This is a genomic window from Bradyrhizobium sp. Ai1a-2, assembly GCF_000426245.1.
GTDB lineage: Bacteria > Pseudomonadota > Alphaproteobacteria > Rhizobiales > Xanthobacteraceae > Bradyrhizobium.
In genome coordinates this window covers 80,161-92,590 of record NZ_AUEZ01000034.1, presented here as the reverse complement: position 1 = coordinate 92,590, position 12,430 = coordinate 80,161, and the positions used below count along the sequence as shown (strand labels likewise).

The window sequence follows — 12,430 nt, the reverse complement described above, 5'->3', positions numbered from 1 at the left end:
CTTTCGGCTGCGCACGAGACGACGACGCGGCGCGTGCTCGCCATCGCGCGAGCCAACCCCGGCCGTCCGTTCGTGTGCGTATGCGGTGAGACCATCGACCCGTTCGATCCGGCGATGGAGGCGCTGCACCGTCCGCACGTGTTCGTCGCCGGACTGGATCTGGTCAAGCGCATTTCATGGAGGGTTGACCGATGAGCGATGGTGTCGTTGCGCTCGGCGAGGCGGTACGGATCGAAGGCGACGCCTTGATCACCTTTCGCGGCTCTGGCCCGGCGCGATTCCGCATTCAGCACACCCGCGATCTCGACGGCGCGCCGGATGCGCTGACGTGGTGCGACGTCTCGATGATATCCAATGCCGACATGGAGCCGCGCGATGCGATCGGCAAGGATAGTCTCGTGCCGCTGCTAGTCGACCATATCGACGGCGACCACGACATCCGCTATCGGCGCTACAGGGCCGACTGGCTGCGCGTGCTGCCGCTCGACGACGACGAGGCGGCGATTGAAGCCTGTGCGCGCTATGCAATCACGATTGCGCCCGTGCCGCCGGCTTAAACTAAAGATCAAGCTTGGCTTACTCAAATACCATGAATCGATCGTCGAGCGGGGCGAGGCATACTGTTTCCCTGCCGATGCGCTCCGATCGGCTGGTTATATGGATGAGCAATTCAGTGTGCTATTGGGGCACGCGAAGCCGACCACGACGGGAACGTATGGCATCATGCCGCAAGGCATGCTCAGCGGAAGAATCGCAATGGTCAACGTGTCGGGTTTACCGGGTTGTAAACGGCTCTGGCCGCCGCCCTATGTAACCGACGGCCCTTCACTTCCCTGCCGCACGCCACTGGAGACGGGCATGTTCAGCCCCTCTCTACTTACCCGTTTCGGGTAGACCCAATCTGGCAGCTTCAGCTCGTCTGGAATGATCAGTTCGTCAGTGACAGGCGGTGGACTATTCGGGCGGGAACGAAGAAGCGACTTTCTGTTTTCAAGTCGGGCGATTTCTAGATTCAACACCTTCTCGGTTTGGATAGGAAATACGTATTTGCTTACGTAAGGTTTCGGATCGTCGCCAAGTTTACCGCAATGCGCCAATTCCACAATTCTATAGTGGGCGCAGCTCCTTGAGAGGTAAGGCTGCAATTTTGAGTCAACCATCTTGGCGTTGTCTTCAATGAATTTCCGCAGCTCGCTTGCATTGCGAACTAGTTCAGTAACGAGCGTTTTCTGATCTTGAGGAAGTCCATCCAACCATGTGCGGTCAAAGAGTTTTTCAATTAGCAGGAAGGTTGATGAGTCCTGTTGCCTGCTGCGTAAATCCCTTGCCAGCAAGGCGTTAGTTCCCGACATGCGCGCGAAGGGACCGTAGAAACGATCAAGCTTATCCTGTATCTCCTTTACTTCGAGCTCGTTTGCCTTCTGCCAAATCGTCGCTTCGTTGTTGAGCTGAGACACCCGAAGTGTCCTTTTGGTCATTTTTGAGCTTACGATAAGCGCGACAATACCCACCAGGGCGCTGCCAACGGGCGAGATAACCGTAGCAAAGTCCTTAGCGGTCCACACGTCGCCGGCGGGTGTTGCTGTGTTCGCGACTTGTATGAACGCGCCGGCGATTGACATGACTTACTCCGTTGAAGCCGATTGGTCGATGAAACACCCGCAGCCACCGTAATCTGAATCATCAATCGACGGCGCGACTTCTTTCTCGAAGCGCTCTCTGAAGGCGCGCAACGTGATCGGCCGTTTTCTGTTCCCATTTCGCCGATCTGCGAGAATGGATACGTCTCTCCCCAAGTATCCCCTGATTTCTTGTTCTTTCTGCTCGTGATAGGAATACACTTCGGGCAGCGTCTGCAACAGCAGACGATAGTGTGCGTGCCCCGCTTTGATGCAGAATCCGAAGCAGTTATTGTGACTGAAGCCAAGCGCGTATAGGCGGGGCGGCGCAAGCCCTTCGGCTCGCATCCATTCCATGACGTCCCACTTTGCCACCCAAGGTTCTGAACAAAGTGGAGCCTCATACGTCCATCCCGCCAAGGCTCGTCTTGGGCCGAGACCGCCACCGCGTCCATCATCGAATCGGTGCGCTTCTGTGAAATCGATCCCTACGTAGCAAATGGTATTGCAAGGATCGCAATTCTCGACAAGCCATCGGTCGGCCGCACGGCGCTTGAGAATTTTACTGCATGGATCGAGTCTGCTGTTGCCTAAAAATCGTTCGTCGAAGAATACTTCCCAAACGTCGCGGCCGTCCTTCAGCCAAATGAGCTGAGGTATATGCGCAGTGGCTTCCACGCTCAATTGGTCCAAAAAATGCTTCCATTTGGGTCTGTCGCGGAAGTCCGGAAACTCGGAGCATGAAGGGACTTTCATCTTCTTCGACAGACGGAGGCCGAAAACGTTGGCTGCGCCTTCGATCAAGAATCGATATGCGTCCGGGTCTTCCATTAACGTGTCAGTAAATAGAAGCCGTAAACCATCCAAACCAACGCGCTCAGCCACTCGCTTCGCTGCAGCCCAAGAGCCCGCGCCAGCGCTAAACATCACTATGTGTTGCATCAGAAGAATCCCCCGCGCAATCTAAGCGCGAGGGATGATTCTGGGCAATAGCCGGTGTGGATCAGCGCGATGGCGGGTTCGGATCGTCGTCTTCGATGAAGTCGGGTTCGGGTGGTCGAGCGTTTTGCTCAGATTTGGTTGCGGACCTCGTTGAAGAAGGCGACTGCCCCCTGCACGAAGGCGTGGACATAGTCGTCCGACAGGCCGGCCACATCGCCGAAGCACATTTCCCGAATCTCGTCGCGGTCCATCTCATTGTCGGGATCGATTGCCTTGATGAGGAGATCGAACGCGTGTTCGGGACTGTGGTGATGGTAGTTGTCGTGGTCGTCCGCTAGCCGTTTTAGCCAGATAAATTCCGCCTCGTCTTCGGCCCATTTGCGGCCGTCGGCCAGACCATAGGTTTCGTCTTCCTGTGCGCTCTGTTGCTTGGATGCACGAAGCCGCTCAATTGCAGTGCTCATGTTTCGCTCCGTCCTGTGCTTGTAAGCCGCCAATGCGGCGAGGATGGCGGGGCGGACCACTTCCGACCAATTGATCGCGTCGCCCGCCTCATCCATCTGCTCTTTAAGATCGTCCCGGACGTAGACGCTCAGTCTGGCCATAGAGGTCACACCAAGGTTATGCGCATACCCGCGATGATATGCGCATATCACGGCCTGTCAAGCGAACTATACGCATAATCCGATCCATAGGCGCATAGGGCGGCCGCTGCCGCGCACGACGTTCGACGGATTGCCTCTGGCACGCGGCGCGCTTTGATGGGTGCTTATGCTGACCCGCCGCCGCGACCAGAACCATGACCTTGAGCACTGGACGATCCGCTTCAGCGACGTCGACGTGGGCCACATCAGCCTACGCGCCGGCATCCCCCGCGACGCGCCGCAGTGGGGCTGGGCTTGCGGCTTCTAATCCCGGCACTGAGCCAGGCCAGCATCGATACGGCGCTGCCGCCACCTTCGACGACGCCCGCGCCGCGTTCGCGCTGGCCTGGCAGAAGCTCGCCGCGACCAGAACCGACGCGGACTATCAGGCGTGGCGCGACCACCGCGACTGGACGATGTGGAAATACCGGATGCACGATTTGCACCTGCCGCTGCCAACACAGCGGCCAGACGGCGTTGCACGATGCTTCTGCGGCGAGGCGATCACCAGCGCCACGATGGACGATCACGTGCTCGGCGCACACCGGAGCATTGAGCAATGACGTTCGGTGGCGGTGGTCTCACCCTTGAAAAACCGGATCGCGCGGTGACCCGGTTTTGGCCGGTCGGTCGATGGCTCGAAATCTCCGAACCGTGCGCCGAGGGGAAGCCCCCGGCCCGCGAAAAAAAATCTCACGTCGTCGGAATCAACCCCCGGGGTGCTGATCACGTCGCCAGATGAGGTTTGGTGTCAGCGCAGCTTGAGCCGATCAAGCAGGCGCATGACCGTGACTGATGACCATTGACCGCCGCGCTGCGTGGCGTGGCCGTCCTCGTTCAGAAGCGCGGCGATGCGACGGGTCGACAGGTCCTTGATCGGCTCGACGATCGGACGAAGCGTTTCGGCGTGAGCGTTGGCGGCCTGCTTGTTCGCGGTGCCGCCAAGCGGATTGCCGAGCTTGACGCCGCGCGCCTTAGCGGCGGCCAGCGCGGCTTTGGTGCGCTCGCCGATCATGCGACGCTCCTTCTCGGCGATGGCCGCATAGATGTGCAGCATGAACGGATCAACGTCGGGGCCAAGCTCGGCGACGATGAACGGGACCTTCTGAGCCATCAGGCCGGAAATGAATGCAACGTCACGGCTCAAGCGATCGAGCCGGGCGACGACGATCGGACCATCGAGCTTGCGCGCGGCTTTGATGGCGGCAGCGAGCTTTGGCCGTCGATCGAGCGCGTCGTGGCCCTTGCCGGTCTCGGTCTCGGCGAACGTGCCCGCGATGTCGAAGCCGTGCGCCTGCGCGAACCGCTTGATGGCCTCGCGCTGGGCGGCGAGACCAAGGCCCGAACGGCCCTGTGACGTCGTGGAAACGCGCATATAGGCGATGGCTAGCTGGGTCATCTCGGTTCCATGCAACACATAAACGAACGTTTACTTGTTGCAATACCGTGGAACCGCTTGCCATGACAGGGGTTTCTCGCGGCCAAATGGCCTCGTCGAGGGCCATCAGAAGGGGCATCAGGGCAGGGCTCTGGGCTTCGGCCTGCTTCACAGGCCTGAGCCAGGAAAACTTCGCCAGCGAGCCGCTAATGCGATTTGCCGGCTGTTTGGGACGTCAGGCGATCCAACGCGGCGCGGAGGCGCGCGGTGCTGGACTGCCTCGGCTCGATCTCTCGCTGTCGTTCGATGATGTCGACACGGACCGGGGAATCGAGCGCGAGCAAAGCGCTGCGGCGCTCGGCGATCCGCACGAGCAACTGCCCAGCCGCCGTATCGCCGGAAAGCGCCTTCGCGAAATAAGCTCGGTGCAACAGGTCGAGTCGTTCGAGTTCGAGCCGCGCGGTGCGCACCCGAAAACCCGCATCGATGTGCGCCAGCATCCGGTCAATGACGCGCTCAACTTCAGCGGTGCTGATGGAAAACTGTTTAGCGATGGCACGAACGCTCGCGCCGGTCAAACGCAGCTTTACGATTTGATCGTCGCGCTGCTCGTCGACGAGTTCTACGATTTCGTCCATTGAGACCCTCGACCGATCAGTATGGCTTCCTGACGCTCGATCTCGCCAACGAGCCTATCATAGCGCATAAAGGCCGTGTTGTGGCGCGGGCGCGGCGGCAGTGGCGACAGCGGTGATACGTCCGCGCCGAGTTTTTGGCGAAGCTTCGCGATCCGTGCAATTGCCGCCCATCGATCTCGATGTCTGTGCCGCGAGCTGTGATCGAGACCGCAGCACAGGCGACACGAAAAAATCCCGCCGTTCTCGATCAAATGCACGCAGCGACGCGAGCACGCCGGGCACAACATACCGGCGCGAACGAGAAAGCCGCATCGCTTCGGATCAAGCGCGACCGTCTGCTGCCGATCGGACGTCTCAATGATCATGCGCGTTGGCTCGGCGCGGATCATGGCGGTCAATCCGTTCGTCCATCGCAACGTCGTCACAACGCCCGCGACCAGCGCACCATCGCGCGCAAGCGCGAGCGCGTCGATGCGAGCATGATTCTCGATCAACCGATGATCCGGCCACTTCTCGCGACGTCGGCCGCTCCCGAATTTTTTGGTGCGCATGGCACGCACGGTATCACTTTCGTGAAAGTGACAAGAGTGGCGAGATGCTTTCACCACAGTCTCGCTCTCGCGATCCTGTGGTTTCAGCCCGATCAATGATCGAGTGACCGTGGCTGGCACGTAACCAGAAATGTTGGCACCGTGTTTTCCGCAACCAGAAAAGTTAGGATATAGGGTCCTTTATTTTTCTAATCTCTTTCCAATCCTATACTAACTTTTCTGGTTATTGCCGTTTGGAACCTTATGCCGGAAACAAGGCCGTCAAGTTGACGTTGTCGGCGAGGCTGTAGTTGCGTTTCCACTCGGTCTTGTTACCGCGCACGACTTCCTCCTCACGGCAGGTCAGCAGCCCGAGGATATGCAGGCACTGTAAGACGCGGTCCACGGTGGTGCGCGGTTTCTGCACACGCCGGCGCGTCTCGATGATCGGGGTGTCGGGATACTTGGAAACGTCGAGCAGCACGGCGAGCCGCAGCGGCGGCATGCTGTCCCGCGCGCACCGCAGCACCAGCGCCAGCGCTTCCTCCCGCTTCAACCCGATCGCCAGTGCGCCGCGCATGATCTGGGTGAGCTGCTTGGCAAGCCGGGTCGGCATCTCCGGCGCGTGAGCATCGATGACGTTGCCACGGTAGTCGATCTCGACGGCGGTACGCGCCAGGGTGACAACGTTGGCGGCCTCTAGGATGGCGGCTTGGTCCTCCTCCGTGATCAGCTCCGCGCGGGTCAGATCTGTGCCGTCAATGACAGTCAAGACTGCTTCCGCCAGCCCCTCGCGCATGTTCGCTTCAATGCCGGTGTTGCCAATTGCGCAGCGTCCGCCTTCGATCCGGCCGACATTGCTGTCCGGACGGATATAGACGAAGCGGTCACCCATCGACGCAATCACCGTGTGCGCCTGATCCCATGCTGTCGTGCAGGCGGCAATGACGACGACCCGGCCGCGCCATGTCAGCTTGCGCCCGCCGCCCTCGCCGACGTCGCGCACCCAATAGCCGTCGTGGATTTCACGAAAGGCGGACAGCACTAAGCCGCGCTGGGTGCGATCCATAGTCAGGATCGAGGTGAAATCCTTCACCACCAAAATCCCGCGCTCGCCGATCTCGATCAGCAGGCCGCCAGTCGCATCCCTGCCCCGCTTCGCTCCCGACAGCAGCGCACCAATCGAGGAGATTGACGACACCACCCGCACGCCGTCAAGCCCGCTCGTTGCCTGCACCGTCTCGGTTTTGGCGTTGCCGCTGCCCGAGATAATCATCAGCCACGCCGGGTCGCCTGGCAATTTTTCGGCGGCGCAGACCGCTAGCTCGGCCTTGAGCACGTCGAGATCATATTTTTTACCAAACCAGTTGGTGAAATCCTCACAGCAGTGCTTGAGCCGCTCGGCACATTGATTAGTGGCTCCGTCATATTCGTTGCCGCGATGCGGTTCGGGCCTCTCGATCATCTGATCGTTGCCGTTGTGGTCATTGCGGATCACGTCGTCACGCATTGGTCACGTCCTCGCTTGGCTTGAGGCCACCGCGCGGGCGCTTGAAACGCGAACTTGCCTTGCAGAAGTGTTATCCGAAATGCTAAATGACGGGCGCTGAAGTCAGCCTACGGCACCGGCATTAGCTTTTCGGCTTCTCTCTCGGCCGTCCCGTTTTCGCGCGCGGGGCGGCCGTTCAATTTCCGGTCGGCATTTCGCCGCTCCAGGGTTCGAGTTCATCTGCTTGATCTCCTTTTGGACTTCAAACCTCATTGCCGCGCCGCCGTGATCACTCCTCCTCGTCCATCGCTGTGACCCCCGCAACGATCTCATGGACCTCCTTGAACGCGCTGGCACGGTTCTGCGCCAGCCTCACCGCGAACAGCCGGACCGCCTCCTCCAGGCGTTCGCGGTCAACGCCGCGCGCGTAGTAGCTCGCGAGATCGTTGCGAACGGACTGCATCAGACTCTCAGCGTAATCGGAAGCAGGTGGCATCTCGGCAAGGTCGAGCTTTTTGAGGCAGTCGCCGCACAAGGGCTTGTCAAAGCCATGCTTGCGGGCGCGCAAGAGGCGAACCGAGAAAGGTGAAGGCGTGTTGTCGTCGGCGAGCGGGGTCTTGCACCTCATGCAGTGATCAGTCGTCGTCATCTCACTTCTCTCCTCTTGCTTGAATTTGTCCTCTCCCGCTCACACCGCTCACGTTCGATGCGCCCCGCACATGCTATTTCCCCTTTCGCTCGTTCCCCTCATGCTCGTTCCTCGATGATCCGGTCCAGCTGGCGATGAAGCGGCGTAGATCGCCGACGCGGTACAGCGGCTTGCCGAGCACGCGCTGCCATTTGAGCGGATGATCCGGAAGCGTCCGCCAGTACGGCGGCGTCGCCTTCGAGCGGCGGAGCACCGCCGCGACCTCGTCAGAGCTGAGCAATGTGCCGTCGCTCAAGGAATCAAAGTCGAAGCTGACGGGCGGAGGCACGCCGAACGTACCCCTGCGATTGCGGGGCTTCTTGCTTCTCGGGATCGGCTTGCGCAGACTGGCAGAGCGCCGCGCAGCCGCCATCGCTGGATCGGGCATGGCTGTGACCCTTCATCGAGAGATCGTGGCGGAATGGTCGTACTGGCGATTGGCCACTGTCACCGGGCCGCCTCGCTTGGGCGTTTTTAATTGGCGGGAGCTGCCAATACCCCTCACGATACACAATCGCCCATCATGAGCAAACTATTGAAATCGCTATAAAAAATCTTATAGGCCACACCAATGACTTCAAGCATTTAGCGGGACACGGCGGGACGTCGCCACCATTCCGACACAGCCGCAGACGCGCGATGGCCGCACCCATCGTGCGCGGGAAGGCAATATCTATCAGTAGCTTGTACGCAACGCGTTGCAATGATTGCAGAAGAGCTGTGGCCCGAGCCCGTGGCGAAAGAGATTTCCATGCAGGCACCGCGTGACGGACCAATGCATGCCGTCAATAGGCCCTATCGCTCGCGCGCATTATGCTTCCGTGTGCAGCTCCGCCAGCCGCGCCAATAGCTCGATCTTGCGCGTGTTCTGCGGATTCTGCGCGCGCTGATGCTTCAACACCGCTTCAGTCGATTTGCCCTCGATCGCGGCGGCGATGTAGGCGTGCGCGGCCTCGAACGCCATCTTGCGGATCGCCCACTGCTCATCCTTGTTGTAGACCTGATCGATGCCCTTCGGTTTCTGGCCGACGCACAGCCGCTGGATGTCGTTGTCATAGCCGCAGCGGCTCATGATCGTTCTGATCGTTCGCCTCAGATCGTGCATGGTGAACTTCGCCGTGCCTGCTTCCTCGACCAGTTGCTTCATCAATTGTGAGAAGCCGGAAATCCGCGCGCCGTCCTTCTTCCACGATGGGAAAACCAGATCGCTTGATGCGCGTTGAAAGCGCTTCGCGTCATCGAGCACCTGGTCGGCCAGCGCGGTGCGCGGGATGTCGTGATGCAGGCCCATCTTGGTCCAGACCGAGTCGAACGTGACGCGATCGACCATGACATGGCGCTGCCACTCGATCATGGTCGGCTCGCTTCGTCGCGGGCCGCCGAGCAGGGCAAGCCGCACCAGTTGCCCGAATGCGCCGAGCTTGGCGGTCGCTTCCCACACCTTGCGGATTTCCTCGTCGAGCAGCGCCCGCTGCTTCGACTTGCGGGTGAGCCGCTGCGCGCGCGTCTCCTTCGGCTTGCGGTAGCCGGTCATCACATTGAAGTCGGTCAGGCCCTTGGTGTCGGTGGTCCAAGTCAGGAAGGTAGACGTGTGCTTGCGCAAGTCTTGCGCGGCTCCTGCCTTGCCCGCCGCCGTCAACTTGTCCATAGCGGCGGTAATGTCCTGCCGGGTCAGTTGCCGGATGTCGGTCGCCTTGTGGGCGGGCAGTAGGTTGCGGCGAAGCGCCGATAGCGCGGTCTGGATGTTCTTGTAGTGCCGCGCTTTCAGGTCAAGCTCATAAGTCCCGTCCTCCGCGAGCAACGTGCCCACGGTCACGGCCTTGGATTTGGCAGCCCGCCTCGCTACCTCCTTCTGCTCGCGCCGGTAGGCGATTAGGTCGGTGCCTTGGGCACGCTGGCCGGCGAGAATCGCCGCCTGCTTGCGCGCCGCCTGGATCTTGAACCGGGGGAACGGCCCGATCGTGGTGCGGTGCGTGCCCTTTTGGCCGGGGCGGGTATGCTCGTACACAAACGTCCTGCTCCCGCTGGTGCGGAGTCTGACCGCAAGCCCGGGTTGCAAGGTATCGCGCAGGTAGGCTTGCGTCTTGCCGTCCGGGCAGGTGGCGGCGCGAACGATGGCATCGGTCAGTTCAATGTTGGTCGGGGCGGTCACTGGCGGCGGTCCTTTGAGGGTCAGCAGGCCTGACGGGGTTGGTACCCGGGGGAGGAAATTGCCTATGGGTACCAACCCGGTACCAACCACGGGCGCTACTGACAGGTATTGCCCGTTACTGCCAGACTAAGCATAAGATGCTGTAAAGCCAAGACCTTTGCTCATTTACCTATTGGCGGGTCGTGACTGGTATCGACTCCTGACCTCCCTTGGTAAGGGAGAGGTCGACAGTTCAATCCTGTCCGGCAGCACCAGACGCGCAACAATATCAATCACTTACTATCTGGTTACTCGGCCTGCAGGAGCCACAAATCGGCATTTGCATGCAGAACAAAGCACGAAATAGCGTACAGAATCCGTACAATGCAGACGCTTCAGTTTCGCTTTGCGTTCCGGCGAAGCTGTTGGCTGCCTGTGGTTGCCCTCAGTGTTCTAGCCGATTTCCAGAGTGTCCTCATGGCACTTGGAACCCGCATTCCGAGCATCATTGTCGCCAACAACCTCAGGGAGAGTTGGATATGGATGCCCTCTGGGCCATCAAGCGTGGTTACCGTTCGGGCGATGCAAGTTCGGCAACAGCAGCAGTAGTGGAAGCGCCAACGGCCCGATCAACATCGCTGCAATCCATGCCCACGTTCTAAAACTGCGTCCTCGACGTTCAGCAAGTCGACCGGCAAGGTAAATCGACGCGACAAGAGCGACGGTCACCAATGCAGATAAAATGTAGCCATCGAAAGTAACGGTGCCCATTTGTGCGCGCTCCGATGCTTGCGGTAAGCGTAGCATGGAGTTTGTCGCACGACGATTACTCTCAAGAACCTCTCGTTCAGTTGATGCTGCAAGCGTGGGCTTGTTGACCAATGGACGGCAGGCGGACGCTACCGGGTCTTTGTCGCCCGCCGCTTTGGTCGGACCGGCGCGTGGTCCTTCGACCGGCTGACACCTCCGACGCCGACGGTGGCGTGCTCTCCTTGACGGCGGTTCCCGTAGAACGCGCTGGGGTCGCGCTCGTCGAAGTGCCGCCCCCACATATCGACCTGGGCTTCGGCTGGAGTGACGAGCGGAGCAGTCGCCAGCAGCGCTAAGGCCGCTACCACAGCGAGACCGACGTTCACCATGTGTGAGTCCTCCCTGGGCACGAGAGGCGTAACGAGTGCGACCCTGAACAGGTTCCTGCTTGGGGACCAACGCACGCTAGCCCAGGAGGGGAGTCCTCGCAATTCAGGATGCGCGGTGCATTTGCGCCATCGGGCTAGGGCATTTTCGGTCCTGATGGAATCAGGACCGAAGCTCCAGATTCTTGTTTTGACGCGTTTTCTTCACGCGAAGCGGTGTCCACTTCGCTCGAAAACGCCTAGTGGGTCAGTTTGTAGCAGTGGCCGCCGCCCCTATGCCTGACGCGCGCGCGACACTTGTCCAGCGTCGAAAATGAGCAGTCAGGTTGTCCGGCGGCTTTCGCCCCTCTCAACTGCGCGCAGAACTTGGCAGCATTGGCAGGGTCTTGCGGATAGAGAACGAAGCCCATCGAGAGAAGCGTCATCATAGCGAGAAGTGCTAGCGTTGAACGCAACATATCAGGCCTCCCTATGAGTTTTGCCCACGCGGCAAGCACACGCGTCGTCACAGCACGGTGGTCCAGAGCGGCGGCGGCGCCGCTCCGGACCAACGACACCGCTTTTGATCAGCCAGAGCACGCCAGAAGCGGTGCAAGCTGGTGTATCGGCGTTCGCGGCGGGTCTTCAAGTAGAAGAAACCCGCCATTCTCGACGGAAAAAGTCCCTAGGGCTTCGCTCGAAAACGCTCTGGCCTAAGACCGATCGTCTTTTGTGCGCCCGGGAAGCACCGCACAATATGTCAGCGGTTGGTCGCGCGTTGAGAGGAGGAGTGATGGACCTCACTCAAATCATCGGTTTCTTGGCAGGATTCGGGACAACCTTCGCGGCTCTGCCCGACCTCATTGCGATGCTGAATCGGCGCTCCAGCGTCGGCATGAACCCCCGAATGGCGGCCATCACGGGCACTTTTCAAATTCTCTGGGTGATCTATGGCGTATCGATCGGCTCAAGGAACATCATCATGTGGAATGTCATCGCGGTCGCGACCAATTATCTTACGGTTGGGGCGTACATGTACTTTCGTCGCCACGAAGCGCGATCGTGAGATCGGATTGTGAGCCGAGCCGCAGGAAGCGACGCCGCCTCATGTCCTGAGGGCGTCGACCATGTGGGCGATGAAAACGCCAACACTGAGGACGATCAAGGAAACAACTACAGCTTGAAATAACATCGGTCTGAAATCCGGTGGGGCCGAGGACTTCATATAAATCGTTAAACGTCGGCGGCTTTAGGTC

15 protein-coding genes are annotated in these 12,430 nt (G+C 59.9%); 6 read left to right on the top strand and 9 right to left on the bottom strand.

Translation table 11 applies throughout. From position 1 onward, the window contains the following. Both K288_RS53680 and K288_RS0121815 read left to right on the top strand, forming a co-directional pair. Positions 1 to 195: hypothetical protein (locus K288_RS53680; RefSeq protein ID WP_027581479.1), on the top strand; the 195-nt coding region annotated here is incomplete at its 5' end. Then, positions 192 to 557, top strand: coding sequence for a hypothetical protein (locus K288_RS0121815; RefSeq protein WP_027581478.1), 366 nt, complete (start codon positions 192 to 194; stop codon positions 555 to 557). The genes K288_RS53680 and K288_RS0121815, both read left to right, overlap by 4 nt. 249 nt (positions 558 to 806) lie before the next feature. Here the strand turns inward: K288_RS0121815 and K288_RS0121810 are convergent, their stop codons facing one another. The 3 genes from K288_RS0121810 to K288_RS0121800 all read right to left on the bottom strand — a co-directional run bounded on the left by K288_RS0121810 (position 807) and on the right by K288_RS0121800 (position 3,121). Then, on the bottom strand, positions 807 to 1,622 hold the full coding sequence (locus K288_RS0121810; protein ID WP_027581477.1) for a hypothetical protein: 816 nt from the start codon (positions 1,620 to 1,622) through the stop codon (positions 807 to 809). Positions 1,623 to 1,625: 3 nt separating this feature from the next. Then, positions 1,626 to 2,504, bottom strand: coding sequence for a hypothetical protein (locus K288_RS46175; RefSeq protein ID WP_201449705.1), 879 nt, complete (start codon positions 2,502 to 2,504; stop codon positions 1,626 to 1,628). A 185-nt stretch (positions 2,505 to 2,689) separates the two neighbouring features. Continuing rightward, positions 2,690 to 3,121 (bottom strand): hypothetical protein, encoded by a 432-nt coding sequence (locus K288_RS0121800; protein ID WP_152535620.1) that lies wholly within the window; start codon positions 3,119 to 3,121, stop codon positions 2,690 to 2,692. A gap of 239 nt (positions 3,122 to 3,360) precedes the next feature. Here K288_RS0121800 and K288_RS52555 point away from each other — a divergent pair, with 239 nt between their 5' ends. After that, a complete protein-coding gene (locus K288_RS52555; protein WP_152535619.1) occupies positions 3,361 to 3,768 on the top strand; it encodes a hypothetical protein in 408 nt (135 codons plus the stop codon). Between the two features lie 188 nt (positions 3,769 to 3,956). Here the strand turns inward: K288_RS52555 and K288_RS0121790 are convergent, their stop codons facing one another. Next, a complete protein-coding gene (locus K288_RS0121790; protein ID WP_027581475.1) occupies positions 3,957 to 4,604 on the bottom strand; it encodes a recombinase family protein in 648 nt (215 codons plus the stop codon). Positions 4,605 to 4,792: 188 nt separating this feature from the next. Here K288_RS0121790 and K288_RS0121785 point away from each other — a divergent pair, with 188 nt between their 5' ends. Together K288_RS0121785 and K288_RS52550 are read left to right on the top strand one after the other, a co-directional pair. After that, positions 4,793 to 5,224 carry a hypothetical protein gene (locus K288_RS0121785; protein WP_152535618.1) on the top strand — a complete coding sequence of 144 codons (432 nt, stop codon included), beginning with the start codon at positions 4,793 to 4,795 and terminating at the stop codon, positions 5,222 to 5,224. Between the two features lie 194 nt (positions 5,225 to 5,418). Further along, entirely contained in the window at positions 5,419 to 5,871 is a 453-nt protein-coding gene (locus tag K288_RS52550; RefSeq protein ID WP_152535617.1) for a hypothetical protein, read from the top strand. Positions 5,872 to 6,013: 142 nt separating this feature from the next. Here the strand turns inward: K288_RS52550 and K288_RS46165 are convergent, their stop codons facing one another. The 5 genes from K288_RS46165 to K288_RS52545 form a co-directional block, all read right to left on the bottom strand. After that, complete coding sequence (locus tag K288_RS46165; RefSeq protein WP_051334653.1) at positions 6,014 to 7,261, bottom strand: hypothetical protein; 1,248 nt, start codon at positions 7,259 to 7,261, stop codon at positions 6,014 to 6,016. Positions 7,262 to 7,529: 268 nt separating this feature from the next. Then, the gene (locus K288_RS0121770; protein WP_027581472.1) at positions 7,530 to 7,889 is read right to left on the bottom strand and encodes a hypothetical protein; all 360 of its coding nucleotides are present in this window, start codon (positions 7,887 to 7,889) and stop codon (positions 7,530 to 7,532) included. Between the two features lie 73 nt (positions 7,890 to 7,962). Then, positions 7,963 to 8,316 (bottom strand): hypothetical protein, encoded by a 354-nt coding sequence (locus K288_RS46160; protein ID WP_051334652.1) that lies wholly within the window; start codon positions 8,314 to 8,316, stop codon positions 7,963 to 7,965. Between the two features lie 423 nt (positions 8,317 to 8,739). Next, positions 8,740 to 10,080 carry an integrase family protein gene (locus K288_RS0121760; RefSeq protein WP_027581471.1) on the bottom strand — a complete coding sequence of 447 codons (1,341 nt, stop codon included), beginning with the start codon at positions 10,078 to 10,080 and terminating at the stop codon, positions 8,740 to 8,742. A 537-nt stretch (positions 10,081 to 10,617) separates the two neighbouring features. Continuing rightward, positions 10,618 to 10,830 (bottom strand): hypothetical protein, encoded by a 213-nt coding sequence (locus K288_RS52545; RefSeq protein WP_152535616.1) that lies wholly within the window; start codon positions 10,828 to 10,830, stop codon positions 10,618 to 10,620. Positions 10,831 to 11,757: 927 nt separating this feature from the next. Here K288_RS52545 and K288_RS52540 point away from each other — a divergent pair. After that, on the top strand, positions 11,758 to 12,240 hold the full coding sequence (locus tag K288_RS52540; RefSeq protein WP_152535615.1) for a SemiSWEET family transporter: 483 nt from the start codon (positions 11,758 to 11,760) through the stop codon (positions 12,238 to 12,240). Positions 12,241 to 12,430: the final 190 nt, after the last annotated feature.